Below are 25,422 nucleotides of genomic sequence, written 5' to 3'. Positions count from 1 at the left end.
TGACCCCCGGGCCGGCCGGACCGTCGTTCCCGGCCGGCCCGTCATCCCAAGGAGTACGCATCCTCATGACTGCATCGACCTCCTCCCCGTCAGCCGTCGTCCCCACCGGCGAGGACAAGGCTGCTGTCGCCGAGCTGCCCCAGCGCGTCGTCGCTGCCTGGGCTGCTCACGACGCCGATGCCTTCGCCTCGGTGTTCACCCCGGACGGGACGCTGATCCTGCCCGGTGTCTTCGAGAGGGGCCGTGACGCCATCCGGTCCTTCCTGGCCGCCGCGTTCGAAGGCCCCTACCGGGGGACCCGCGTCACCGGTACGCCTGTCAGCATCCGCTTCCTGAGCGAGGGGGTCGCTGTCCTCATCACCGAGGGCGGCGTCCTCGCCCCGGGCGAGAGCGAGGTCAGCGCCGAGCGGGCGGTCAACGCCTCCTGGGTGGCCGTCAAGCACGAGGGCGCGTGGTCACTCGCCGCCTACCAGAACAGCCCGCGCGACGCTGCCTGACCGGCCGCGTCCTCGAGGAGGGAAGCAGTATGGCCGTTCAGGTGGGCAACCGTGCGGTAGTACTCGGGGCGAGCATGGCCGGGCTGCTCGCTGCGCGGGTCCTGGCCGAGGCGTACCAGGAAGTCCTGATCGTGGAACGTGACGGGCTGGGCGCAAGCGGTCCGCGCCGTGGAGTCCCGCAGGGGCGGCACGTGCACGGGCTGCTGGCCCGGGGCCAGCAGATCCTGGAGGAGCTGTTCCCGGGATTCACCCAGGACGCGATCGACGCCGGGATACCCACCGGTGATCTGGGCGAACTGAGGTGGTACTTCAACGGGCGCCGGCTCCGCCCGGCCACCACCGGACTGATCTGCATATCGGGCTCCCGGCCGCTGCTGGAGAGTCGTGTCCGCGCGCGGGTCCAGGAGCTGGCCGGGGTCAAGATACTGGAGCGGCACGACATCGCCGCGCTGGTCACCGACGAGGCGCACAGCCGGGTCACCGGGGTGCGGGTGCAGCAGGGCGAAGGCGGTGAGCCGTACACGCTGGAGGCGGACCTCGTGGTCGACGCCACGGGCCGCGGCTCGCGCACCCCGGTGTGGCTGGAAGAGTTCGGGTACGGGCGGCCGGCGGAGGACCGCATCCACATCGACCTCAGCTACACCACCCGGCGCTTCCGGCTGCCGGACGAGTCGATTCTGCGGGGGGACCTCTCGATCAACCCGGTCTCCTCGCCGTCCCATCCGCGCGGGGCCTTCTTCTCCCGGATCGAGGACGGCCTGTGTGTGCTCTCCCTCACCGGGGTCCTGGGCGACCGTGCGCCGACCGACCTCGAGGGCTTCCGTGCCTGGACCCGGACCCTGCCGGTCCCGGATGTGCACGAGGTCATCGCGGACGCCGAACCGGTGGGCGAGGGAGTGGCGTTCCGCTATCCCGCGAGTGTCAGGCGGCGTTACGAACGCATGGCGCGCTTCCCGGACCGGCTGCTGGTGCTGGGTGACGCGGTGTGCAGCTTCAACCCCGTCTACGGGCAGGGAATGACCGTCGCCACGCTGGAGGCCCTGGTCCTGCGCGACCATCTGCGCCGGGGCACGCCCGTCCCCTTGCGGTTCCTCCGGGACATCGCCGCCGTGATTGACGTGGCGTGGGACTTCTCCGCCGGCGGCGACCTAGGCTACCCGGAGGTCGAAGGGCGCAGAACGGCCAAGGTGCGAATGGGCGGCGTGTATATGGCGAAGCTGCAGGCCGCCGCGACGCAGGACAGCAGTGTCACCAGCACCTTCATGAAGGTGGCGGGTTTTGTCGAACCGCCTCAGGCCCTCATGAGTCCTCGCATGGTGTACCGGGTGCTGCGCGGAGCGAAACAGGCCGCCCTCACCGCGTAGAGGCCGGTACGGGCAGAGCCCTGGGGGCGGGTGCTCCGGCACCGCCCCCAGGGCTCTGCTGTGTCCGCCTGCCACGGACCTATTTCTGTCCCGCCGCCGCAGGCTCACTCTGCGCGGGCGTGGTGAGCCGCACCGGGAGACTGCGGTGGCCGTTCATGATGAACGTCGGCAGCGGCTGCAGCTCATCGCGCGGCACCGCCAGCGCAAGGCCGGGGAACCGGTTAAACAGCCGGGACAGGCCGGTCTTCGCCACCAGACGTGCGATGCCGGCGCCCAGGCAGTAGTGCGGGCCGTAGCCGAAGGAGAGGTGTTCCTTGCTGGCACGGCGGACGTCGAACACGTCGGGCACCTGGCTGTGCAGCTCCGGGTCCCGGCCCACCGCACTGTAGTTGACCAGGATCGGGTCTCCCTTGGGAATGGTCACCCCGTCGAGCTCGATGTCCTGTGCGGCATACCGCAGCGGCAGATGCGCCAGCGGTGACTCCACCCGCAGGGTCTCATCGATCACATCGTCCCAGGTCGCCTGGCCCGAGCGGACCAGTTCCAGCTGCGCCGGATCGCTGAGCAGCGCGGTGATGGCATTGTCGAAGAAGTTGATCGTGGTCTCGGAGCCGGCACCGAGAATCGCGAAGATCGTGTCGGTCAGTTCTTCCTCGGAGAGACTGGAGCCGTCTTCATCCCGGGCAGTGACCAGGTCGCTGGTGATGTCTTCGGCCGGTTCCTTGCGCTTGTCCGCGATCAGTTCGGCCATCGCTCCGCGCCAGCCCGCCAGGATCGCCTGGGCCTGATCGGGGGTGACGGTGGTGTCCACCATCGCGTCGATCACCTTGGCTGTCCGGGCGCGGGCCTCCTCCGGCATACCGATGAGGTCCGCCACCAACCGGGCCGGCAGCGGATAGGCGAACCGTGCCCGCAGATCCACCGCCTCGCCCGGGCCGGCCTCTTCCAGCGCGTCCAGGAGCTGGTCGGTCAGCTCCTCCACGCGGGGTCTGAAGGCCTCGGTCCTGCGCGGGCTGAAGGCCTTCCCCACCAACCTGCGCAGGCGGATGTGGTTCCTGCCGTAGGCCGTGACCATGTTGTCCATCGCGACCCAGCTGATCAGTTCCCAGTCAGGCGGTATCTCGCCGTTGCTGAAGGCGGGCCAGTGACTGCGGGCGCTCTTGGTGACCCGCGGGTCACCAAGCACCTTCTTGATCACTTCATGGCTGTTCAGTGACCAGGCGAGGACGCCCCCGGGCAGCTCCACCCGGACGGCGGGGCCCTGGGAACGCAGTAGGGCGGCTTCGCCATGTATGTCCCGGCCGGTGGGATCGAGGGCGAACGGGCAGCCTTGCTCCATGGGTGCATCCTGAGTTCTCTGAAGTGACGGCTGCCTGGCGATGTGCATGTCCATTCCGAGTCCCTTTCGGGTTCACTCCGGCGACGTGTCCGTACCCGGGGTTCTCCGGATCCGGTCGCAGCAGCCACAGCCTGCAGCCCGGGCTCCCCCACCGTGACACCCCGGCCGGAGACGGACATCTTCGCCCGTGCTGCGTTCGGGCAGCCAGAAGCCGCCCACGGCTCGATACCGGCAAGTCGCCTCAGTAGAGGCGGTGTTGCCCGATACAGCTCTGCTCGCCCACACCGGGCCTTGACGCACGAGGATCTGCACCACGGTGACACGCCCGCACATCCGAAACGGCGGGGGCCTCGCAGGGGGCCGACGTCTTCGCCCATGCTCCGGGCCGGCCGGCAGTGCGCCGCCGGACGCGTCGACCTGGACAAGTCGCCTGAGTGGAGTGGGGTCTTTGCCAGAGGCGAGCGGCCCTTCTACTTTCGGCGGGCAGGAACGTGATGCGCTGTCCGCCGCCTCGAAGAGTCACGACGCGATGCGTCGCAGGCGTGGGTGAGGGGAAGAGGGGAACAGGGATGACCTGGCTGAACTGCATGTCGCCACTGCCCGGCGCGGCACGGCACCTGGTGTGCTTCCCGCACGCGGGAGGATCGGCGTCGGTCTTCCGGTCCTGGGCTACTGCGTTCGCCGGCACAGAAGTGCATGCCGTCTGCTATCCGGGGCGTGCCGAGCGTGCGGCGGAGCCGTATGCCACCGGTGTGGCGGAACTGGCAGCAGGGGCGGCGCGGGCGATCGGTGCTCTTGCGGACCGGCCGGTCACTCTGTTCGGGCACAGCATGGGCGCCTGGGTCGCCTTCGAGACCGCGCGGCTGCTGGAACGGGACGGCGTCCCGGTGAGCCATCTCATCGTCTCCAGCGCTCATGCCCCGCAGACCCAGATGGCGCCCGGCGATGCGTTCGGTGTCCGGGGCGATCTGTCCGAGGATGCGCTGGCGGCGGCTCTGGTCAGCCTGGGCGGTACGGACCCGGAGTTGCTGGCCCATCCCGTCCTGCTGAAGCTGTTCTTCCCGTACGTCGCGGCGGACTTGCGTATCTGCTGGGAGTACACCTGCCGGCCCGGCGCGCCGCTGGACTGTCCGATCACATCCATCGTGGCGGACAGCGATCCGCTGGTCAGCCGGGACGACGCCACCGCCTGGTCACGGCAGACCCGCGGTGCCTACGGCAGCCGTGCGGTCGGCGGGGGCCATTTCTATCTGATCGAGAGACCGCCTCTCGCTCTCGTGCAGGAGCTGCTGTCGCCGCAGGCCGCCTTGTCCCGTCGATGAAGGGAGTGCGAGATGGTGCACGTCGAACCCGGCAACGGCCTCCCGGGCAATCTGCGCTCTTCCGACCCGTCCGCCCCGACACCGGCGAGCCGGCCCGCCGGCGTGCTGCCGCACGCGCCGTCGTCGCTGGGTCGCGGCGAGCGTGAGCTGATCGCGGCGTATGTGTCGGAGCTGACCGGCACGGAGTTCTGCCCGGCCTCCCACAGCGCCTTTGCCGCAGCCCGGTTGACCGGCGGCCGCGATGTGGTGGAGGCGGTGCCGACCGACCCGGCGGCGGCGTTGCAGATCGTGGCGCAGGGCCATCTCCCGCGGGCCTCGCCCGCCTGAGACGGCTGCGGCCAAAGTGCTGCGGCGCGGGCGTGCCCCGGCCGCGGGAAAAGGAGAGATCCGATGGGTTCCAGGACGTACTGGACGGTTGCCGACGCACCGGACCAGAGTGGCCGCACAGCGGTGGTGACCGGTGCCACCTCCGGTATCGGCTTCGAGGCGGCGCGCGCGCTGGCGCAGCTGGGTGCGCATGTCGTGCTGGCCGTGCGGGATGCGGACAGGGGGCGCGCCGCGGCGGAGCGGATCAGGTCGGAGGTGCCGGGGGCCGGTCTGTCCGTGCAGCCGCTCGACCTGGCCAGTCTGGTCTCGGTGCGCACGGCTGCCAAGGAGCTGCGGCACCAGTGGCCGCGGATCGATCTGCTGATCAACAACGCCGGTGTGATGTGGACGCCCGAGTCGCTCACCGATGAGGGTCATGAGCTGCAGTTCGGCGTGAATCATCTGGGGCACTTCGCCCTCACCGGCCTGCTGCTGGATGCGTTGCGGGCGGCTCCTGGTGCGCGCGTGGTGACGGTCAGCAGTCACCTGCACCGGCTGGGCCGTATCGGTGCCGCGCCGGCCCGGCCCGGCCGCCGCTACAGCCGATTCGGTGCCTACAGCCGCTCCAAGCTGGCCAACCTGATGTTCACTCTCGAGTTGCAGCGCAGGCTGGAGCAGGCCGGTGCCGGCATCCTCGCGGTCGCCGCTCACCCCGGGCTGGCCGCGACCGGCCTGGGGCGGGAGATCCCGGGCGGGGTCCGCAGGTTCGGTGCACTGTTCGGGCCCCTGTTCCTGCAGCCGGCCCGGATGGGCGCGCTGCCCGGTCTGCGGGCGGCGACGGATCCGGCCGTTCGCGGCGGGGAGTACTACGGCCCGCTCGGGCTGACCGGGACAAAGGGGCACCCGGGGGTGGTCCGGCCGGGGCGGGTGGCGCTGGACGGGCGGATACAGCGCCGTCTGTGGCGGGAGTCGCAGGAGCTGACCGGCGTCACCTACCGGTTGTGACGGTGGCGGCCCCGCCGGGGCCCGGGCGCGCGTTCCCCGTGCCGGTCCCGTCGGCCCGGCTTGCGGGTCCCGGGCCGCACGTGCCGTGTGTCCACACCCAAGGGCCCCGGTCGTTGACCGGGGCCCTTGGGTGTGGAGCGGACGACGGGCAGGACGCAGGCGGCAGGCTCGGTGTGTCGTGCGGGGGGTGGGCCGTGGGTCGTGGTGGGCCGGTGGGTCGGCTCAGTGTGAGGGCCCGCGTCGCGGCGCGCCGGCCGGCGGCCGGTGCCGGCGACGCGGGCCGGAGTGGGTCGGTCGGCGCTGTGCTGCGCTGAACCGGTCGTGCTCGGTGAGTGTCATGTCACGGCGGCGCCCGCCGCAGAGGGAGACGAGTTCGTCCGCCGCGGCCAGCGCGGCCGGTTCCACGAGGGGATAGGGGCACAGGATCCAGGGCCGTTCGGCGAACAGGTCCGCCCGTGCCGCGTCCGGGTGGCGGAGGTCGGGACCCACGACGGGATGTCCCGGCAGGTAGCCCCACAGGTCGCAGGCGCGCAGTTCGGCCTCCTGCCAGATTTCCCGCTTGGAGCCCGCGATGTCGGTGTAGGAGTGGCCGAGGCCGCGGGCCTGGGCTTCGTAGAGGGTGTCGACGGCTGCGGACGCCTGGGTTGCGATCACCACGAGGTCGGCGGGTCGTTGGTCGTGGGCCAGGGGTGTTCCGGCTCCCATGCGCCAGGCTCGGTCCAGGACGTCGTCCTCGTGATCGGTGAGCGAGACCTGTACTCCTGCGCGGGTCAGGGCCAGGGCGATCGAGGTGCCGATCAGTCCGCAGCCGATCACGGTGACGCCGTGCAGTGCGACAGGGGTCATGATCTGCTCCTGGAGGGCTTCTGGGCTGCCGCGTCGGGCGGCCGGTAGATGCTCGGCTCATGCGCGGTGGTCTGCGAACTGCCCGGGCATCCTGCCCTCCCCCGCGGGACCGCGGTAGGCCTGCGCGATGTCGAGCCACTGGTCCGCGTCCCGTCCGGTGGCGGACAGCGCCAGGTCGTCGCGGTGCCGGCGGCGGGTGACCAGCAGGCAGAAGTCGTGGGCGGGGCCGCTCACTGTCTGCGTGGCGTCGTCCGGGCCGATACGCCAGATCTCCCCGGAGGGTGCGGTGAGTTCGAAGCGGAACGGCTCGGAGGGGGCCGTCATGCCACGGGCCTGGTAGCCGAAGTCGCGGGTGAGGAAGGCGAACTCGGCCAGGTGGCGCAGCCGGTCGGTGGGCTCCCTGCGGGCGCCGAGCGCATCGGCGATGTCCTGTCCGTGGCCGAAGAGCTCCATGATGCCGGCGCAGGCGAGCACGACGGGGGGAAGCGGGTTGACCAGCCACGGCACCAGCTGGCCCTCGGGGACGGCGGCCAGGGCGTGCACGCAGGCCTCGCCCTCGGCCCGGTAGGCGGCCAGCAGCTGCTGCGGGGGTATGTCGTTGAACTGCTGGAGAGCGGCGTTGACGGCGCCGTTGAAGTCGTGGGCGGCTCCCGCGGCGATGGAGGCGAAGGTCTGCGGGTCGGCGGCGGCGGTCTTCGCCAGCCGGAAGATGAACGTCAGATGGGCGATCTGGTCGGCGATGGTCCAGCCGGGGGCCGGGGTGGGAGTCTGCCAGGCGGGAGCGTCCAGGCTCGCCACCAGGCGGGCGATCTCCTCGGTGTCGGCGGACAGGTCCTTGAGGGTGTCCTGCAGGGTGGCCATGGCTTGGTTCTCCTCGGTTGGGCTGGCGGGGTCGGATGTGCTGTGGGCCGGGTCGGGGCGTGATGCCGGATGCGGCCCACCGGGTGGGCCGGGGTGGACGGTGCGTCGGGCTGACGCGCCTGCCCCGGCGTGCGGGAGTGCGGGCGATGACGAGAAAGCGAGGTGGTGCGGCCCGGCCGGCGATCGTCCGGACCTGTGCGGCGCAGGGTTCCAGTGCCAGGGCCGGCGCGTCGGGGATGGGGGAAGGGACGGTGGCGGTGTCGGTCCGCGCATGCGGGGGGTCCGCGGGCGCCCACAGTCTCGGTGCCGTCCTGGGCCGCCTTTACGTGGTCGATGGTGAATTCCAGCCGGGCCGGGCGCGGCTCGGCCGGCCGCACGGATCGACAGCTCGTCGAAGGGGGTGATCCCGGGGAAGAATGCGCCGAGATCACCTTCAGGGTGAACAGCTTGAGGTCGTCCTGGGCCCCGGCGGGTGCGGCGAGGGCCGTCTGTGTGCGGAGCAGTTCGCGGCAGCGGCCCTGTCGGCACGGGTGGTTGAGGCAGGAGACGTCGACAAGGCCGGTCTCCTCGAAGCCGGCCGTGGGGCCATACTCGACGTAGTCGCTCGTGATCCTTGTCCTTTGCTGCCGTGGTGGCTGGTCTCGTAAAGCAACTCGCCGGGGTTGGCCGGCCTGGTCCGCTCCGCAGTGCTCTCCGCGGTCGTCGACCGGGCGGGTTGCGGGGCGGGCCTGGAGGGTCGTGGCCGGTGTTGCGGGTCTGCCCGTCGGTCGCCTACGAGTCGGCGCCGAGCAGGGTGGGAAGCTGGGTCATGGCGTTGTCGCGGGCGCTGCGGGATCCGTCGGGGGCCGGGGCGCCGTAGTCGACGGGAACTCCTCTGCGCTGTGCCGCTTGCACGATGCCGGGGATAGCGCGCTCTGCGAGAGCGGCGATGGTCATGGCCGGGTTGACGGTCAGGGCACCGGGTACGGCGGAGCCGTCGGTGACGAAGATTCCGGGGTGGCCGCGCAGTTCGTTGCGGTCGTCCAGGGCTGAGGTGCGGGCGTCGTCTCCCATCCGGCAGGAGGCGAGCGGGTGGACGGTGTAGGCACCGACCAGATCGTTCGTCCAGGGCATGACCTTGGCCAGCCCGTCCTTCTCCAGGATCTCCTTGACCTCGGCGTCGGACTGGGCCCAGGCGCCGAGGGTGTTGGCGGTGGGGTCGTATCGGAGGTTTCCCCGGCCGAGCATCTGCTGGGAGATGCGGTGGGCGTTGCCGGTGGCCGGCGGCGGCCCGAAGACGCCTTCGTTGTCGTCCTCGATCATGGTGAAGATCGTCAGCCAGGAGGTCCACCGCTGGAGGAGCTGCTTCTTCTCCGGGCCGAACCAGGTCGGCCCGGTGGCGTCGGGTGCCTGGGCGAGGATGGTGCCCAGGCCGGGCGGGAAGTACAGCTGCTCCAGTGAGTAGCGGGAGTATTCGGGCAGCGATCCGTCCAGGCGGTCCCAGCTGGCGACGGTGGGGCCCTTGCCGATGTGGTTGGCGGCGTAGGCGGGGGTGCCGGTGTGATCCAGGCCGAGCAGTTCGGCGGCTTTCTTCTCGTCGATGACGGCGGTGTTGAGGCGTTCGCCGTTGCCGGAGAAGTAGCGTCCGACGGCGTGCGGCATCTGGCCGAGCGCGGGCTCGCTGCGCTGGAGGATGACGGGGGTGGCGCCGGCGCCGGCCGCGAGGACGACGATCTTCGCGTCGATGGTGCCGCCGCCGGTGTGGATGCGATAGTCCTCGTCGTCGATGACGTTGTAGTGGACCCGGTAGGAGCCGTCGTGGTTCCGGGCGATGTGCTGGACTTCGTGCAGGGGCCGGATGTGGGCGCCGTGGGCGAGGGCGGCGGGGAGGTAGTTGAGCAGCAGGGACTGCTTGGCGTCGAACCGGCAGCCGGCCATCATCCAGTTGCAGTTGACGCAAGAAGTGCTGTCCACCGCGGTGGGCAGCGGGTTGGCGGTGCGGCCGGCGTGGTGGCAGGCGGCGGCCCACAGTCCGCCGGCGTAGCTGACGTCGCTCCACTCCTGCTTGCTGATCGAGATGGACTCGGCCACCCGGTCGTACCAGGGCTCGAGGGTGTCCCGGCTGAGCGCTGCGGGCCACATGCGCCGTCCGATGCTGCCGTGGCGTTCGAAGACGAAGCGCGGGGCGCGAGGCATCGCGGCGAAGTACACGACGCTGCCGCCGCCCACGCAGTTGCCGCCGAGCACGCTCATTCCGTCGCCGACCACGAAGTCGAAGGCCCGGGTGTAGGAGGAGCCGAGCTTGTAGTCGTGCTCGAAGTCGGTGTTCTTGAGCCAGGGGCCACGTTCCAGGACGGTGACCTTGGCTCCGCCGGCGGCCAGGTGGTAGGCCGTTATCGCCCCGCCGAAGCCGCTTCCGACCACCAGGACGTCGGTGTGTTCGGTGCTGGTGCTCATGCCGGGCTCCCTGAGGGCGTGGTGTCGGGGTGGAGGCGAGCGAGTTCCCGGCCGTAGCCGGGGACCTTGAAGCGCCACAATCCGTCCGTGTCGGGCCGCGGGATTCCCAGGGCCGTCAGACCCGGGTGGCCCTCGGCGAGCGCCTCGGCGGTGTTCCGGTGTGCGGCGGAGTCGTAGGCCATGTTGGAGAAGAGGGCGAGCAGGACCCACAGGTCCTTCTCCGGGTGGCCGGGGCGGGTCAGCTGCTGCACCAGGGCGACACGGTCGGCGAACTCCAGGGCCACGAAGGGGGGCACGGAGGTGTCGGGTTCGATACTCGCGTGTGCGGCGTAGCGCCGGGCGTGGTCGTTGAGCAGGTCCGCCAGCGTGTCCAGATCGCCGGAGATGCCGGTGGCGTCCCAGTGCAGCAGTTCCAGGGCGCCGGCCGCGACGGCGCCGCCTCCGGGGGCGGCGCCTGCGACCGACCGGTCCCCCGGTCCGCGCTTTTCGCCCGGAACGATGGTGTCTGCGTAAGCCTCGAGGGTCAGTGTGCGGTATTCGGCCAGATCGTCCCCGGCTGCTTCGCCATTCAACTTCTTTCTCCCTCGTACGTGCCGGAACTCTGCGAACGATAAGAACGCTAGGTCGGCCCGGCGGGTTCAAGCAACGGGTGTATCTGTTCAAGCGGTTGAGGTAGTTTACGGTAGAAACTAGCCAGAGTCTCCGCATCTCCTGGCCGAACTCTTATTACCAACCAGTTGCCCTGTAGGCTTCCAGGCGGTTTCACGTCACCCCCCTCCCATCGCAGTCGTCGATCTCACCACAGCGCCATGTCCCGCATGCAGGATTCGAATTCGCTACTTCTGTATGGAGCGTCCTTGAACAGCTCTTCCGGAAGAGTCATGGACCTACCGGCACATTTCACGCAGCCTGTACGGATCATCAGCCTTGCGCCGGCGGACACGCCGCGTCTCAATGGAATTGACGAGGCGCATGCTCAGAGGCTCGCCGAAGTATTCGAGTCGCTGCCGCCGATACTGGTCCACCGGCCGACCATGAGAGTGATCGATGGAATGCATCGTCTTCGGGCGGCATCGTCACTGGGGGTCGAGCTCATAGACGCCCAGTTCTTCGACGGTCCGGAGGACGAGGCCTTCATCCAGTCGGTCGCCCGCAACATTGCCCATGGTCTGCCGCTGTCGATTGCGGATCGGCGGGCGGCGGCGGAGCGGATTCTGGTGTCGTTCCCTGCCATGTCCGACCGGAGTATCGCCGTGTACACCGGCCTGGATGCGAAGACGGTGGCCGACGTGCGGCGCCGTTCAGCTGTGGAGAATCCGCAGCCGAACGTCCGTGTGGGACGGGATGGCAGGGCGCATCCCCTGGACCGCACGGCGGAGCGCCGGCGTGCTGCGGAACTGATGACCAGTCGGCCGGGCATGCCGCTGCGAGCCGTGGCTCAGGAGACCGGACTGTCGCTGGGGACCGCCCATGATGTGCGGCAGCGGCTGCTGCGGGGTGAGGAGCCGGTTCCCCCACCGGGGGCGCCGCCGCAAAGTGATGCCGCGGCGGGCCGGGCCGGCGACAGGGGTCTGCAGGCACCGGTGCCGCAGGAGGGCAGGCAGCCGTCGGCCCGCCGGCCGAGGTCGGCCACGGCGCGGGGAGCACTGGAGACGTTGCGTGTGCTGGCCGGCGATCCGTCCCTGCGGCATTCCGAGTCGGGCCGTGAATTCATCCGCTGGCTGCACGCTCATTTCTTCACCGACGAGGCATGGCGCAGGCGTATCAATGCCATACCCGCCCATGACGTCGAGGCCGTCACGGACATCGCGATGAAATGTTCGGACACGTGGCGTCGATTCGCTGAGGAGCTGTCCGACCGGCGGTCCTCTCGCAACAAGTGAGAAATATGTGCTCTCCAATCCCTCGTCCCGGCCCGAGAGTTCTGAAGGGAAACCCATGAGTTCCACCTCCGTCGAAAAGGCCATTCTCCGGGTAATCGAGGAAATGTATGTCAATCTGGGCCAGGAGCTGACGATCGATGACATGGCGCGTACAGCCATGTTCAGCAAATTTCATTTCACGCGCGTGTTCCGGAGTGTCACAGGCACTTCTCCACGCCGGTTTCTGTCCGCTCTGCGACTGCAGGAGGCCAAGCGTCTTCTGGTCAGCACGGATCTGAGCGTGGCCGATGTGAGCAGTCATGTGGGCTATTGCAGTATCGGTACCTTTAGTTCACGTTTCAAGGCCTGTGTAGGTGTTCCACCCAGCAAGTTCCGGGAGTTGGGCGGAAGGGTGGTGGAACTGCTCACCGCCCCCGGGTCGGGCCCCGATTCGCCGCATCTGGCGCCGCTTCGCGGCCGCGTGGTATTGCCCGGGGACCGGGCTCTGGGGCAGGTCTTTGTCGGGCTGTTCCCCAGCTCCATACCCCAGGGTCTGCCGGTGCGGTATGTCGTGATGGACGGCCCCGGTCCTTTCCAGCTCGACGACGTGCCTCCCGGGACCTGGCATGTGCTGGCTCATTCCGTCCCCTACGGGGCCCCGTCCGCTCCCGCGGGGCGCGCAGGGAGCGCTCCCGAGAGCCTGGCTGTCGGCCGCCACGGCCCGGTCACCGTGCATGCCGGGATGCGGGTGATGCCCGTCGACATCGTTCTGCGCGCCGTGGATCCGCTGGATCCGCCGGTGCTGCTCGCGTTGCCGGGCGGCGAGGCCGCGCGGCGCACGGCGGCGTAGCGAGGTCGGCTGCCCTGCGGGGGCGTTTGTGTCCTTCGTCGAGCGATGCGTGGGGTTCTCGGCTCGCAGGGGTCACTGGCGCGGAGCATGGCGAACGGGACGCCGACGGAGCCCCGTTCCGGGTTCTGCGGGGACTCGGTGAGGGGACCGGAGCAGTCCTTCTCGGTCGGGGCACGGCGTGCAGCGGATCCCGCCGGCTGACGCCACTCGTCTGTGACGTCGCGTCATGTTCCAGTGGTGAGGCCGGGAAGGGGTGTGGGCACGGTCCGGGTGATCATGGTTCGCCGAACACGCCTGCAGGGCGGGGCCGCCTCGTCGGCCCCGCCCGCGGCCGGTACCTCGGGGGCGTTCAGGAATCCGGCAGGTTGAGCCGGCGGTGCATGTAGGCAGCGGACATCAGCGCCATGTGGTGATGCCAGCCCGGATACGAGCGGCCCTCGAAGTCGAGCAGTCCGTAGTCCTGTTCGAGCCGCTCGAGGGTCTGCACCGACCGTGTCTGCAACTGTGTCAGCTCCACGACCTCGTCAAGACGCCGGTTCACCATACTGGTCAGCCATAGATTCAGCGGCCGGCCAGACCGGTGGGAATGGATGCCGAGCAGCCGGTAACTCCGCTGGGCGGCCAGATCCGCTCCCCGCCCCGCAAGACGCACGATGCTGGACTGGATGAGCGGAGAGTTCCCCCGCCCCTCGCGCGAGGTGTGCACGTCCAGGCCCGTGCGCTCACTGTGGACGGGGTCAAAGAGCTTGCCCGCATCCATGACCGCCGGCTCTCCACTGCCGTCCTGGTGCTGGGCCCGCAGCTGCCGGCTCGCGACCACCGGCAGACTCGCCGGCACCCCGATGACAAAATCCCGCCCCTGCAGACTTAACCCACGCGCCAGCGTACTGCTCCCGCAATGCATACTCAGATCGGCGACCACCGGCACCTCGGCCAGCTGAGTCCGGTCCCCCATCGCCCGGATGAGGTCCAGGGCACTCCCCTCAAGACTCCGCGTAGCAGCGTCCTGCGGAATACGCGTGCGGGAACGGCGTTGAGGATCCTCGATCCAGATCCTGGGCAGCAACAGCCGCCAGCCCACCGGCAGCGCATCATGGTCCGTGGCCAAAAAGGCCCCAATGCCTATCTGACAGTTGACCGATCGCCCGGTGCCCGGGATGAAACGCCGGTGGACACCACAAGAATGCTCCCCCCGCTTACGCAGTACCGCCACGTCGACAGTCCACGCACGAGGAACCGTGCATTGCTCCGCCCACCGCATCAGCTTCCGGTACACCGGCTCCCACGGCCAGGGGCTGGCATTGACGAACTGATGCAACGACTGCGCCGCCGTGGCCGAATCGGACAGGGACCGAGCAAGCCGGCGCACCGACTTCTTCCCCGGCGTACGCAGAAGTGCCACCAGGTAGGCATGGGCCCAACGGCGCTGGTCAGCACGCGGCAGATGGCCGAAAACCTGTTCCGCGAAGTCAAAGGACGAGGCCCGCAGCCGTAGCGATCGAGACGTAAGCACAGCGCAACTCCCCTGTCGGCCGGGTGACGGGCGAACACCTGAAAAGAATAGCGGGCGCCCTCTTTTTTTCACCCCCCTCCATGTCCCGTCCGGTCTGCTTCGCCACGCGTTCAGCACACATGTCCCTCATAGGGATTCCGCCGTACTACTCAGCCAACTCCGGCTTGCCCCGACCCCCCGGGCCCACCAGTCTGATCTCTACGCAAAAACCGGGCAGATACGGAGAGTAGATGGCCAAGCAGGCGAGGGCACTGCGCACTCGCACACTCCTGATTAAAGCCGCCGCCCACGCGTTCAACGCAGACGGCTTCCACGGCGCCTCCCTGTCTCAGATCTGCAAGACAGCCGACATCTCCATGGGCGCGCTCACTTTCCACTTCTCCAGCAAAGCCGACCTCGCGGACGCCATCGAAGAAGACGGCTGGAACACCACCCGCACCGTCGTACAACGCATCAACACGCAAACCGCACCCCCCCTCCAGAGCCTCACCGACCTCGTCACCGCACTCAGCCAATTACTCGAAAGCGACCCACTTGTCCGCTGCGCCGTACGCCTCTCCCACGAACGCGCCCGCACCAACTGGACATATCTATGGCTCCCCGCAGCCACCCGCCTCACCCACGATGCCCACCAAAACGGCCACCTCAACAGCACCACTCATCCCGACGACGTCACCACCCTCATCACTCTCCTCCTCAACGGCACCCAACACCTCCGCCCCACCGCCAACATCAACACAACCACGCTCTTCCAGCGCAGCTGGAACCTCGCTCTCCACGGCATAACGCCTGATGACGTCCCTAATCCTTCTATGCCGCGAGAAACGAGACGGGCGGCTCCGGCAGTCCGCGTCACCGCCGGCCCGGAGCCGCCAGGACAGCAGCGATCGCCCCGCCGAACCGGCAACTGTCGGCTCAACGAGGTGACCGGGGTGGCGGGTGAGTCCGATGCGGGCTGCTGAGAGGCCTCCGCCGAAGACGATGCCCGTGCCTGGAGGCCTCGCTTCCCACGGCTGGTCCGCCGCGCGCGGCCGGTGCCGGCCGGGTCCGGGCGCATGACTTTGAGGTAGACGGATCTCAACGCGGCTGCTTCGGATGGGAAGCGGCCGCGGGTCCGCACCGCCCGGCGGATGCGGGCGGTGCGGACCCGGTCGCGTCGGCCGTGCGGACGACCCGGCGGATCTCGGCGTCGAAGACGCAGGAACGGCGGGAACCGTCCCAGGAGTTCTCCCAGAGCCGCACGATCGCCGGGTGCGTGTCGGGGCAGGTCCCGGTGAAGTGGGGGGGGGATCGACGCCGGTGGCGACGCTGTCACTTCCTGGCGATCTGCCACTCGAGGCCGCCCCGACGGTCCCGGGGACCCGCGACCCCGACCGGGCCGACGTCGCTCGCCCCGGACCGCTTGCCGTTGCGGGGCCCGCCGCCGTTCCTGCCCGCCGGACCGTGCATGTCACAGCCGCGATGGCCGGTCACCCCGTCGGCGAGGGTGGCCTGTCGCCGCTTCGCCATCCGCTGCGGCTTCAGGAACAGCAGCGGCCCGGGCCGCCCGTGCCGGCCTGTCCGCCGAGGATGTCGTCGTCGTGCCCGGCGGCGATCCGAGCCCATTGCGCGGTCGGCCGTCCGTCCTTGCGGAACTGCTGGCCGAGGATCTCGTACGGCTGCGGCCAGCCCGGCGGGGAGTCCTCCCAGGTCTCCTGCCGTCCGTGGACGGTCATGTCGAGGATGCCGTAGGAGGGCGCCATGGGTTCGACGCCGCGGCCGATGGTCCAGTACGTCTCGTAGACGCGGTCGCCGTCGCGGAGGTAGCACGCCTTCATCCCGAAGTGGCGCCCGGCGACGAGCCGTTCGTGGGACTCGGCGGGTACGGAGTACCAGGGCATGTCCCAGCCCATGAAGCGGCGGTATCGGTCGGACTCCTCGAAGGGGCCCTGGCAGAAGACGGCGAAGGTGACGTCACGCTGGTGCAGATAGGACAGTTCGCGGACCTGGCCGGTGAAGAAGGTACAGCCCTCGCACTGGTCGGCGGCGGGGCGGCCGTCGTGCCACATGTGATACGACACGAACAGCTGGGTGCGCCCCTCGAAGACGTCGAGCAGGGGGACGGCTCCGCTGCCTCCGACGAGCGGAGTCGATGGGTCCACTTCGGTCATGGGCAGCCGTCGCCGCGCGGCGGCGATCGCGTCGCCCTCTCTGGTGTGCGCCTTCTCCCGGCCGCGCAGGGTGTCGATCGCGGCCAGCCACTCCGTGCGGGAGACGACCGGCGGCATGTTCAGTGCAGTCATGCCCGTACTGACCCTGCCGCCCGCAGAAACTCATCGTTCGACTGGTCAAAACCGCTGAACGGAATGCGGACGGCTTCCCAGAGGGCGTTCAACGTGAGCGAAGCACGTATTACCTCCCGATGTGTTTCTCGCCGGGTGGGGGTCGTCCCGTCCGCGGTGCGCTCGGTGAGGTGTCCGGTCGATGCGAGGCGAAGTACGGCTCCCTCACGTCCGGGCTGCAGCGACGGGGCGCCGTGCCTGCGGCCACGGGGATGAATCCGTGGCCCGGTTCGGCACATAGTTCCCCGAACGCACCGGCAGTGCGGGCGACCGCGACGACCCGGCTCCTGCCGTGAGCCGTGCGGCCGCGATCTGGCGGGCCGCAGTCGCGGCTCGCGCCGGTGACGGCCGCGAGCGGTCCCGGCGTGCCGTTCGGTGGACAGCGGCGATCCCTCGGCCCGCGCACGCAGACGGCTCTCGCAGACAGACCGGACAGGGTTGCGAAAAGAAGCGCACGGAGCAATCTGTGAGAAGCCATCACCCCATCCGTTGCCAGACGATGACAGCGGCGCCGACGATCTCGGCTCCACCAGCCCACCGGTACGTGACTGGAGGATGCCCGTGTTCGTGTCCGGCACCGCACGAGGAGCCCCCGCCCGCAGCACCGTCAACCGGGGCTTCGAGCACCCGCTGGCCTTCTGGACCGGCACTCTCGCCTGCACCGCAGGGGTCCTGCTGCACCTGCCCATGTATGTGAGCGCCCGGAGCATGGGCTACCACATGAACGGCATGCGGCCCGACACACCGATGATCGTCGGGATGGTGCTGATCGGCGCAGGACTGCTCGCGGTGCTGTACGGCCTCGTGCCCCGCAACGGGAAGGAGATCCGGCGCAGTTCCGCGCGCATCCGGATCCGCACCCTCGACGACGCGCCGATCAGGAGCCAGCACGTGGCACTCCTGATCGTCCTGGCGATCGCCGTGACGATCGACGTGATGAAGCCGACCACCCTGTCCTTCGTCGCCCCCGGGGTCGCACAGGAGTACGGCCTGAAGTCGCCCATGAACCCGCACGGGCACATCCCCGTGTCCTGGCTGCCGCTGGCCGGCATCACCGGCACGGTGATCGGTTCCTTGCTCTGGGGATGGCTGGGAGACCGAATCGGGCGCCGGGCGTCCCTGCTCTTCGCCGGCATGCTCTTCGTGACCACCTCCATCTGCGGCGCGATGCCGGGGTTCATCTGGAATCTGGTGATGTGCATGCTCATGGGCATCGGCGCCGGCGGCATGCTCCCCATCACGTTCACCCTGCTCGCCGAGACCGTACCGGCCCGGCACCGAGGGTGGCTGATGGTGCTCATCGGCGGCGACATCGCAGGCGCGTACGTCATCACCAGCTGGCTCGCCGCTGAGCTCACCCCGACCTACAGCTGGCGGATCCTCTGGCTGCTCGGCCTGCCGACCGGACTGCTCTTCATCGCCCTGAACCGGTGGATCCCCGAATCACCGCGGTTCCTCCTGGCCCGTGGCCGCCGCGAGGACGCCGAAGAAGTCCTCGCACGCTACGGCGCGGTCGCCGAGGAGAGCGACGAGCAGGAGAGCGCGGTCCGCGAAGCGGTCGACCGCGGCAGCTACCTGACACTGCTGCGCCGCCCTCTTCTGTGGCCCACCGTCGCGATCACCATCCTCGGCCTCGGTGCCGGCCTGATGACCTTCGGCTTCCAACTATGGGTGCCCACCAACCTGCAGCATCTGGGCTACTCGGAAGTGAACTCGGACTACGTCGTCCGCAACAGCGCGCTCATCGGCCTGCCCCTGACCGTGCTCGCCGCGTGGATGTACGGCGTCTGGGGCAGCCGGAAAACCCTCGTCACGGTGTCCGGCATCACGGGACTCACACTCATCGGCTTCATCCTGGCGGGCGATGCCCTGGCCGAGGACCACCTGCTGCTCTCCATACTCCTCGTGGTGCCCCTGTCCGGAGTCAGCTCCGTCGTGGCCGTGATGGCGGGTTACGCCGCCGAGGTGTACCCCACACTCGTGCGCTCACGCGGCACAGGGTTTGCGGCCGGCATGACCAAAATCGGCGGCGTACTGATCCTCTCGCTCACCGTCGCGGCCGCGACCGTCCCCTCCATCGGCACGACCGCCGCCATCGGCGCGGTGCCCTTGCTCCTGGCGGCCCTGGTCTTCCTGCGCGTCGGACCCGAGACCAGGGCTCGCGGGCTCGAGGACATCCACAGGGAGCTGATGTCCTCCCGGCCGTGACCGCGCCTCCAGACTCGACGAAAGCAGGCAGGCATGCCCGTATGCGTGACAGGCGGCACCGCCTTCCCGGGCGCTCACCCCCGTGACCGCCTCGGTCCGGCACCGGGCACACGTACGACCGCCCGGTCCGCGACCCGGGCCGGGCGGAACAGGCCTTGCGTCCCCTCGGAGTGACGTCGGATGCCCCGCAGACGGTGGCGGGTGACGTCACCGACGCGGCCGCCGTGGCCGGGGCCGCCGAGGACACGGACGCGGTCCTGCCCGCTGCGCCGGTCTACCCAACCGGCATGGCCTCCTGGGCCTGGAGGAGGCGGGCGGCGTGCTGTGGGGGCAGGGCGAGGGTGAGGTGACGTACGCGGGCGTCGTCGGTGCCTCCGCTCGTTGAAGCCCGCCAGGCGCCGGGCACCCTTCGGCAAGATCTTCGGATCGAACGCTCCGTTGCGGTCGCGGGGAACGGCGACCGTCACCGCTCCGGCATCGGTCAGCACTGTCTTGGGCGAGGTGCCGTTGCGGCTGTTGCCCGACCCGCGGCCAGCAGGATCGTGTTTCTCGTAACCCAGGTGGCCGGTCATCTCGGCTTCCAGGGCCCGCTCCAGCACGGCCCGGGTCACCTCCGTCAACAGCCCGCCCTCACCCAGCAGGGCGGTCCCTGAGGCATCGGCACGGTCCATCAACCGCTCGACGACCTCGTCCTCCAGCTCATCCGGCTCGACCGCCGGATTCTCCTTCTCACTCATGTCCGTCCGATCCGGAGGCCAGGGGACCCACGACGAGCCCCCGACCAACCTGTCACGTCACGGACTTACACGATCTTTCATTTGACAGACCCCGGCGACATGGACGCCGACCGCGCCGCGCAGCTGGAAAAGCTCGGCATGGTCTGGTCACACTTCGACGTCGCGTGGGAGGAGGGCCTGGCCGCCGCCCGTGGGTGGGCAGCTGAGGCGGGCCACCTCCTGGCACCGACAGATGCCACCCACCAGGGGTACCGGGTGGGCATCTGGCTGAAGAACGCCCGCGCCGCCGCACGGCGGGCGCAGGAGATCGAGCAGCGGCGCGCCGACGGCCTGCCAGTTCAGTCGACGGTCGGCGCCTTGTCGGAGGAGCGGCGCGAACAGCTCGAGGACATCGACCCCTCGTGGTGCCCCACCTGGCCAGTGGAATGGCAGCGCGCCTTCCACCTCGTCCGGCAGCACCTGGAGGCCGGCGGCACACTGCCCACGTCGCCAGGTGACGTTGTGCACAAGGGCGAAGACCTCGGCCGGTGGGTACGCACCCAGCGGCTCGGCTGGGACAAGCTCACAGGCGTCCAGCAGTGGATGCGTGAGCACATCCTCGGGATCACACCCGCGGCCGAAGACGAGAAACCCAAGCCGCGCCGTACGCAGGCGGACAAGTGGGCGATGAACTATCAGGCCGCCAAGCAGTACTACCAGCGCGAAGGACACCTGCGCGTACCGAGGAAACACATCGAGACGATCGTCGGCGAGCACCAGGAGGAGCGGCAGCTCCGGCTCGGTGCATGGATCAGCAACCAACGCTCCCGGGCCGCCAGGCTCACCCCCGAACGCGTCGAGCAGCTCTCCGCCATCGGAATGCGCTGGACATAACCGTGGGCGAACGAGTCGCCGGGGGTAGCCCTGCAGGGGGATCCGGGTGGCGCGGTGGGTTCGGTCACCCGGATCCGCCTGGGCTGTGGGACAGGTTATGGGGTGGTTACTTCGGGGCGACGAGCATGTGTTCGGTGCCGAAGGTGGCGCCGGTGTGTGTGTACATGGTGGTCTCGCCGTCGGACCAGCGGACGACGAGGTCGTCCGGCCAGCCGTTGGAGTCGTAGCTGCCCGCTGTCATCGCCGAGTCGTGGGACCAGATGCTGCCGGCCGGAGCCATCCGGATCTCGGTGCCGACGCCGCCGGGACCGGTCTCCTGGAACTGGGAGACGTGTCCGTCGGACCAGCGCACCAGGGTGTCCCAGTTGTTGCCGCCGGTAAAGTCGCCTGCGGTCACCAGGGTGGCGTCCGTCCAGGCGCTCTTCGGCTTCTCCAGCCGGTGTTCGGTGCCGAAACCCTTGTCGCCGACGGCGGTGTAGTCGGTGACCTCGCCGTCGCTCCAGCGCACCAGCAGGTCGGTGACGTACTTCGCGGTGCCGAAGCTACCGCCGATGATCTGGTCGGCGTGGCTCCAGATGGAACCGGCGTCGGCCAGTTTGATCCCGCCCTCCACGCCCTTGGTGCCGACGTCGGGGAAGAGCCTGACCTCGCCGGAGTCGAACACCACGAGCAGGTCCGAACCGTTGCCGCCGGAGAAGTCCCCACCGGTGATGGACTTGGCGTTCTGGAAGATGCCGTGCGGCGCGGCCAGCCGGCGCTCGCCGGTGAAGCCGCCGTTGCCGTCGCCGGTGTACAGGGTGATCTCGCCGTCGGTCCAGACCACGATCAGGTCGCCCTTACCGTCGCCGGTGTACTCGCCCGAGGCCAGCAGCTTGGCGTGGGACCAGGTATCACCGCCGCCCATGAAGTACGGCAGCGGCGGCTGGTCGTAGGTGCTCCCGTGCGCGACGACCTGGTTGTTCTTCGCTTCGTCGTACAGGCGGAAGAACCAGTCGCCGTGCATGGGGCTGTAGGTGAGCCAGTCGACGTTGTCGTCGTTGCCGCCGCCGTTGTAGCCGCCGACGTTTCCGATGATCTCGCCCGTGCCCTTCTTCCAGTCGACCCGGGAGAACCACGGGCCGCCGGAGACACCGCCCCACATGCCACGGCACTTGGCCTGGATCTGGTAGAAGCCGGGCAGCGCCTCCGTCTGCGTGGGGCACCGCACCGGGTGGTCCTCGGGGTCGTGGCTGGAGGGATAGCCCAGCATCGTGACCTTGTTCAGGTAACCCGGCGTGCGCACCAGCGTGTTCGCACCCACCACGTCCTGCGCCTGCTTGCCGCTCTTCGAGGGCTCGAGCCGACCGAAGGAGAAGTCCAGGTCGGAGATGGGCTTCTTGCTGTTGTGCACGTACCGGTTGTCGGTGAAGAACTTGGCGACCCGGTAGAAGCCGAAGGTCTGCTTGTCCAGCGTCTGTTCGGCGGCGTACATGGGGACGAAGACGGCCTTGCCCCCGTCGCAGTGCCCCGCGGTCAGGATCAGATTGTGCCCGGGGCTCTCCACCACGCTGGCGGTGCAATGGTGCGCGTGCATCCGCTGGGTGGTCGGGTCCGTGTCGTAGGTGAAGATCGTCCCGACGGACGGAAGGCCGAGGATGTGCTCCGCGGTCGGCATGTCGGCCGCCACGCCGGGACCGGCCGGAGCCGCCCGCCGCAACCGGGCTTTGGCGCTCGGGTCCGACTGCTGCGCGGGCCGCGCCGGGTCGGTGGCCGAGGCCATGCGTTCAGGCGTCCAGAAGCGGATGGCGTCCTCGTCCGAAAAGTCGTCGTCGCCGGTCTCGGTCGCGGCGGACCCGCTCGCGCTCGCCGAGGGTGAGACCGAGGGCTCCCCGGCGCCGGTCCCGGTCGAGGGGCTGGCAGAGGCCGGGGGCGCGGGTTCACCGGACGGTGTGGCTGACGTTTCGGGGGACGGTCCGGCGGACGGCACCGTCGCCGGGGACAGGTGGGGCGCCGATGTGGCGTGCTGAACCTTGGCCTGCGCCTGGGCGAGGCTTCCCCCTCCGGTCAGGAGCAGAGCAGTTCCGGCCGCGAGGATCACGAGGCGCGATATTCGTCTGTGTGAGATATGCAAGGAATGCTTTCTGAGTCATGGACGAACCTCCTCCGGACCGAAGCGGCCGGAGGGAGCGAAGGAAAGATGAAGGAAGAACCGAGGAAGGCGGGGAAGGCGGGGAGCACAGTTCGACGCGCGCCCGCTGGTGCCCGCTCGAGCCGCCCGGGGTTGACGGTCCGCGGCCGCCGGGTTCGCCGCTACGCGGAGGGCGCAGCCTTCCGTGAGCGGCGGCGCCGTACCGCGACCGCGCCGCCGGAGGCGAGGGCCAGCCCCGCGGCCGCGACGCCACCGGTGACTGCCCAGGAAGGGCCGCCGCCGTCCGCGATGGGCTGGCCGGCGATCGTGACGTGCTGCTTCGTGGTCTGCTGCCCATGGTGGCTGACCACGGACACGGTGTAGCGGCCGTCGAGTACGTCGCCTCGCAGCTGTCCGTGGCCCGCGTAGACCGTGCCGGGGTCGTCGCATTTGCAGCCGGGGTTGTCCGGGCTGTCCGTCTTGATCGTCAACGGGCCGCTGAAGATGGGCGACGTGACGGTGAGGGAGTTCTCCCCTGGTGCGGCCCGCAGGTCGGTGAGGACCACCCGGACGTCACTGCCCGGCCGGAGGGAGGCCGGCGTGCCGCTGCCGGGGGACGCGTCCCGGGGGCCGATGACGAACCGGTCGATCTGCGCCGAGTTCTCGGCCGCGACCTTGAGTTGTGCGGTGGCGATGGTACGGCCGTGGCTCGTCGCGGTGACCGGGTAGGTGCCCGCGCGCAGGCCCGAGCGGACGCGGTGGTCTGTTCCTGGCGCGTCCACCTGGACCGACTGCGTCGACCCCTTCTTCAGGGGAGTCAGGGTGATCGGCTCCTGCAGGGCCGGGGAGGTGACCGTGACCTTGTCCCATCCTGGTGGCATCCCGTCGAGGCTGAACGAGATGTCGTCACCCGCCTCCAGGGCGAGGTTCTGGGCCACGTGGTACTCCAGGCGGACCTTCGGAGACGGGCTGCCACCCGGAGCCGGGATCGCGCCCTCGGCGGCCGACCCCCCCGCCGCCCCTCCCAGCAAGGGCATTACGGCAAGACCGGCGACGGCCACGGCCCGAACTGCGTTGCGCAACAACGATCCCCCTTCGGTACAGGACGGTTGAGCCGGGAAGGCCACATCGATCCGCCCTCCAGGAAGAGGGCAAGGACGCGCATCAGGTTGCGAAAGACCCCGTTCACGATGCACGGCCCCCGCCGAGGACGAACACCCCCCATGCGCCGCACGCAGTCCGACAGGTACGCGCTGAACTACGCCGCCGCCAAAGCGTGGTCGCCGAAGGCCCCAGCAGGTCACGGGGTCCGTCAGCAGCTGACGGACCATCGCAAGATCGAGTTCAGCTCCCAGGTGGTTGGGGCACGACGATCCGCCAGATCACCGAATCGTCAGCTGAGAACTTCCACACGAGTTCGTGGATATTGGCGTGCGGGATCTTGGCGCTAAATACGCCGGTCCCGTCACCGCACTGAGATCCGGCAAGGGTATGTCCGGCGGCGGTGATGTTGAACCTGGAGGGGCCAGCGCATGTCCACATCACCGTGATGGATGAGGCTGGGGCTTCCACCTTGATCGTGGACACCGGTTGTCATGCAGCGATGGCCAGCGTAGTTGATCTCTGTTCGAAGGCGACTGGCGCGAGGTAGCCGATCGTGGAGTGCCTGCGCCGGTGGTTGTAGAAGCCGATCCAACGGAAGACTGCGAGCCGGGCGGCTCGTTCGGTCGGCCAACCACGTCGGCCGGGAAGGATCTCCCGCTTGAGCGAGGCGAAGAACGACTCCGCGGCGGCGTTGTCCGCGGAGGTGCCGACCGCTCCCATGGATCGGAGGATCCCGGCCTGGTGGCAGGCGTCGGCGAACGCCTTGGAACCGTACTGAGCCCCGTGATCGCTGTGGAAAATGACGCCGTCCACCTGTCCGCCGCGAGTGCGGACGGCCGCGTTGAGCGCGTCGGTGACGAGCTCGGCCCGCACGTGATCGGCCATCGACCAGCCCAGCAGGCGACGGGAGAACACGTCGATGACGGTGGCCAGATATCCCGCCGGCGATGGGCAGATAGGTGATGTCACCGACCCACGCCCGATCGACGGCGGACGCGGTGAAGTTCCGCCGCAGCAGATCGGGCACCGCTGGGCGGCGGGGTCCGGGATCGTGGTGCGGTGTCGCCGCTTCAGCCTCCGCCCCTGGATGCCGTGTTGGCGCATGAGCCGCTCGATACGCTTGCGGTTCACCATCACACCGCCCTCGCGGCGCTCGGCGGTGATCCGCTTGGCCCCGTACGTCTTCCCGGACTCTGTGTGAACCTTGCGTACTTGCCGGGTGAGCGCTGCGTCGGCGGCCTTCTTCGCTGCCGGGGCGGTCTTCAGCCACCGGTAGAACCCGGACCGGGACAGATTCAGCACGGTGCACAGCCGCTTCACGCCGAAGGCGTCGCGATGGTCGGCAACGAACCCGAAGCGGCTCACCAGTTCGTCTCGCCCGCAAAATACTTGGCCGCCCGGCGCAGGATGTCACGTTCCATCTCCAGCTCGCGGACCTGCTTGCGCAAGGCCGCGATCTCCGCGTCCTTTGTGGACTCCGCGAGTGCCTCGGGACGCTCGGCGTTCTCCGCGGTCTTGATCCACTGCCGCAGCGTCTCGTGGTTCACGCCGAGTTCGGCGGCGATGCGTGAGACGGGCCGGCCCGACGAACGGGGCCAGCGACACCGCGTCGGCCCGGAACTCCACCGAGTACTTGTAGGTCCCCACTCGGGACTCCTCTCCCTGAATTCAAGATCCAGTGTCAAGGTGTCCACGATCAAGGTGGAGGGCCCACGCAGAAGGGGCCCGCGCTTACGGACCCCTTCTTCTGGTAGCGGGGACAGGATTTGAACCTGCGACCTCTGGGTTATGAGCCCAGCGAGCTACCGAGCTGCTCCACCCCGCGTCGGTGATGCCACTCTACACGGTGGATCATGCGGGACGACGCGGGC

At 69.3% G+C, this 25,422-nt stretch carries 22 protein-coding genes, 1 tRNA gene and 2 pseudogenes; 10 read left to right on the top strand and 15 right to left on the bottom strand.

Annotated elements, in window-relative coordinates:
- Positions 1–65: 65 nt before the first annotated feature.
- On the top strand, positions 66–497 hold the full coding sequence (locus ACIQ9G_RS10020) for an SgcJ/EcaC family oxidoreductase (RefSeq protein ID WP_403607830.1): 432 nt from the start codon (positions 66–68) through the stop codon (positions 495–497).
- A 29-nt stretch (positions 498–526) separates the two neighbouring features.
- Complete coding sequence (locus ACIQ9G_RS10015) at positions 527–1,861, top strand: FAD-dependent oxidoreductase (RefSeq protein WP_403607828.1); 1,335 nt, start codon at positions 527–529, stop codon at positions 1,859–1,861.
- 79 nt (positions 1,862–1,940) lie between these two features.
- On the opposite strand, the gene ACIQ9G_RS10010 is transcribed toward ACIQ9G_RS10015, so the two are convergent.
- On the bottom strand, positions 1,941–3,200 hold the full coding sequence (locus ACIQ9G_RS10010; protein WP_403607959.1) for a cytochrome P450: 1,260 nt from the start codon (positions 3,198–3,200) through the stop codon (positions 1,941–1,943).
- A 569-nt stretch (positions 3,201–3,769) separates the two neighbouring features.
- Here ACIQ9G_RS10010 and ACIQ9G_RS10005 point away from each other — a divergent pair.
- The 3 genes from ACIQ9G_RS10005 to ACIQ9G_RS09995 all read left to right on the top strand — a co-directional run bounded on the left by ACIQ9G_RS10005 (position 3,770) and on the right by ACIQ9G_RS09995 (position 5,833).
- Complete coding sequence (locus tag ACIQ9G_RS10005; protein ID WP_403607826.1) at positions 3,770–4,522, top strand: thioesterase II family protein; 753 nt, start codon at positions 3,770–3,772, stop codon at positions 4,520–4,522.
- 12 nt (positions 4,523–4,534) lie between these two features.
- Positions 4,535–4,849: a hypothetical protein gene (locus tag ACIQ9G_RS10000; protein WP_403607825.1), complete on the top strand. Its 315-nt coding sequence runs from the start codon at positions 4,535–4,537 to the stop codon at positions 4,847–4,849.
- Positions 4,850–4,912: 63 nt separating this feature from the next.
- Positions 4,913–5,833 (top strand): oxidoreductase, encoded by a 921-nt coding sequence (locus tag ACIQ9G_RS09995; protein ID WP_403607823.1) that lies wholly within the window; start codon positions 4,913–4,915, stop codon positions 5,831–5,833.
- Positions 5,834–6,055: 222 nt separating this feature from the next.
- Here ACIQ9G_RS09995 and ACIQ9G_RS09990 read toward each other — a convergent pair whose 3' ends face one another.
- The 4 genes from ACIQ9G_RS09990 to ACIQ9G_RS09975 form a co-directional block, all read right to left on the bottom strand.
- Positions 6,056–6,679 (bottom strand): prephenate dehydrogenase/arogenate dehydrogenase family protein, encoded by a 624-nt coding sequence (locus ACIQ9G_RS09990; RefSeq protein WP_403607821.1) that lies wholly within the window; start codon positions 6,677–6,679, stop codon positions 6,056–6,058.
- A 57-nt stretch (positions 6,680–6,736) separates the two neighbouring features.
- Entirely contained in the window at positions 6,737–7,540 is an 804-nt protein-coding gene (locus ACIQ9G_RS09985) for a TIGR03084 family metal-binding protein (RefSeq protein WP_403607819.1), read from the bottom strand.
- Positions 7,541–8,311: 771 nt separating this feature from the next.
- Entirely contained in the window at positions 8,312–9,976 is a 1,665-nt protein-coding gene (locus ACIQ9G_RS09980) for an FAD-dependent oxidoreductase (protein ID WP_403607818.1), read from the bottom strand.
- Positions 9,973–10,548, bottom strand: a complete 576-nt coding sequence (locus ACIQ9G_RS09975) for a DUF5987 family protein (RefSeq protein ID WP_403607816.1) — start codon at positions 10,546–10,548, stop codon at positions 9,973–9,975. The genes ACIQ9G_RS09980 and ACIQ9G_RS09975 overlap by 4 nt, the downstream gene beginning before the upstream one ends.
- Positions 10,549–10,833: 285 nt before the next feature.
- Between ACIQ9G_RS09975 and ACIQ9G_RS09970 the strand changes: the two genes are divergently transcribed.
- Together ACIQ9G_RS09970 and ACIQ9G_RS09965 are read left to right on the top strand one after the other, a co-directional pair.
- A complete protein-coding gene (locus tag ACIQ9G_RS09970) occupies positions 10,834–11,859 on the top strand; it encodes a ParB N-terminal domain-containing protein (RefSeq protein ID WP_403607815.1) in 1,026 nt (341 codons plus the stop codon).
- Between the two features lie 55 nt (positions 11,860–11,914).
- Positions 11,915–12,688 (top strand): helix-turn-helix transcriptional regulator, encoded by a 774-nt coding sequence (locus ACIQ9G_RS09965; RefSeq protein WP_403607814.1) that lies wholly within the window; start codon positions 11,915–11,917, stop codon positions 12,686–12,688.
- A gap of 349 nt (positions 12,689–13,037) precedes the next feature.
- Here the strand turns inward: ACIQ9G_RS09965 and ACIQ9G_RS09960 are convergent, their stop codons facing one another.
- Positions 13,038–14,201 (bottom strand): IS701 family transposase, encoded by a 1,164-nt coding sequence (locus ACIQ9G_RS09960; protein ID WP_403607812.1) that lies wholly within the window; start codon positions 14,199–14,201, stop codon positions 13,038–13,040.
- A 230-nt stretch (positions 14,202–14,431) separates the two neighbouring features.
- On the opposite strand from ACIQ9G_RS09960, the gene ACIQ9G_RS09955 reads away from it, so the two are divergent.
- Positions 14,432–15,163 carry a TetR family transcriptional regulator gene (locus ACIQ9G_RS09955; RefSeq protein WP_403607811.1) on the top strand — a complete coding sequence of 244 codons (732 nt, stop codon included), beginning with the start codon at positions 14,432–14,434 and terminating at the stop codon, positions 15,161–15,163.
- A 349-nt stretch (positions 15,164–15,512) separates the two neighbouring features.
- On the opposite strand, the gene ACIQ9G_RS09950 is transcribed toward ACIQ9G_RS09955, so the two are convergent.
- Together ACIQ9G_RS09950 and ACIQ9G_RS09945 are read right to left on the bottom strand one after the other, a co-directional pair.
- The gene (locus ACIQ9G_RS09950; protein ID WP_403607809.1) at positions 15,513–15,710 is read right to left on the bottom strand and encodes a hypothetical protein; all 198 of its coding nucleotides are present in this window, start codon (positions 15,708–15,710) and stop codon (positions 15,513–15,515) included.
- Positions 15,711–15,721: 11 nt separating this feature from the next.
- Positions 15,722–16,483 (bottom strand): DUF899 family protein, encoded by a 762-nt coding sequence (locus ACIQ9G_RS09945; RefSeq protein ID WP_403607807.1) that lies wholly within the window; start codon positions 16,481–16,483, stop codon positions 15,722–15,724.
- Between the two features lie 606 nt (positions 16,484–17,089).
- Here ACIQ9G_RS09945 and ACIQ9G_RS09940 point away from each other — a divergent pair.
- Positions 17,090–18,730: an MFS transporter gene (locus tag ACIQ9G_RS09940; RefSeq protein WP_403607806.1), complete on the top strand. Its 1,641-nt coding sequence runs from the start codon at positions 17,090–17,092 to the stop codon at positions 18,728–18,730.
- A gap of 289 nt (positions 18,731–19,019) precedes the next feature.
- Here ACIQ9G_RS09940 and ACIQ9G_RS09935 read toward each other — a convergent pair.
- Positions 19,020–19,106 (bottom strand): annotated as a pseudogene (locus ACIQ9G_RS09935) (XRE family transcriptional regulator); the annotation flags it as partial.
- 16 nt (positions 19,107–19,122) lie between these two features.
- Positions 19,123–19,401, bottom strand: a pseudogene (locus ACIQ9G_RS09930) (transposase); the annotation flags it as partial.
- A 165-nt stretch (positions 19,402–19,566) separates the two neighbouring features.
- Here ACIQ9G_RS09930 and ACIQ9G_RS09925 point away from each other — a divergent pair.
- Positions 19,567–20,340, top strand: a complete 774-nt coding sequence (locus ACIQ9G_RS09925) for a helicase associated domain-containing protein (protein WP_403607804.1) — start codon at positions 19,567–19,569, stop codon at positions 20,338–20,340.
- Positions 20,341–20,446: 106 nt separating this feature from the next.
- Here the strand turns inward: ACIQ9G_RS09925 and ACIQ9G_RS09920 are convergent, their stop codons facing one another.
- From ACIQ9G_RS09920 to ACIQ9G_RS09900, 5 genes are all read right to left on the bottom strand, one after another.
- Positions 20,447–22,099 carry a trypsin-like serine peptidase gene (locus tag ACIQ9G_RS09920; RefSeq protein WP_403607803.1) on the bottom strand — a complete coding sequence of 551 codons (1,653 nt, stop codon included), beginning with the start codon at positions 22,097–22,099 and terminating at the stop codon, positions 20,447–20,449.
- 530 nt (positions 22,100–22,629) lie between these two features.
- On the bottom strand, positions 22,630–23,385 hold the full coding sequence (locus ACIQ9G_RS09915) for a hypothetical protein (RefSeq protein WP_403607801.1): 756 nt from the start codon (positions 23,383–23,385) through the stop codon (positions 22,630–22,632).
- Between the two features lie 655 nt (positions 23,386–24,040).
- Positions 24,041–24,916 (bottom strand): IS3 family transposase, encoded by an 876-nt coding sequence (locus ACIQ9G_RS09910; protein WP_403607799.1) that lies wholly within the window; start codon positions 24,914–24,916, stop codon positions 24,041–24,043.
- A complete protein-coding gene (locus tag ACIQ9G_RS09905; RefSeq protein WP_403607797.1) occupies positions 24,913–25,098 on the bottom strand; it encodes a hypothetical protein in 186 nt (61 codons plus the stop codon). The genes ACIQ9G_RS09910 and ACIQ9G_RS09905 overlap by 4 nt, the downstream gene beginning before the upstream one ends.
- 201 nt (positions 25,099–25,299) lie before the next feature.
- Positions 25,300–25,376: transfer RNA gene (locus ACIQ9G_RS09900), tRNA-Met, on the bottom strand.
- Positions 25,377–25,422 lie beyond the last annotated feature (46 nt).

Source organism: Streptomyces sp. NPDC096152 (assembly GCF_044763235.1).
Taxonomy (GTDB): domain Bacteria; phylum Actinomycetota; class Actinomycetes; order Streptomycetales; family Streptomycetaceae; genus Streptomyces.
Note: the sequence above shows the minus strand (reverse complement) of the source record. Positions and strands in the feature narration are given on the sequence as shown.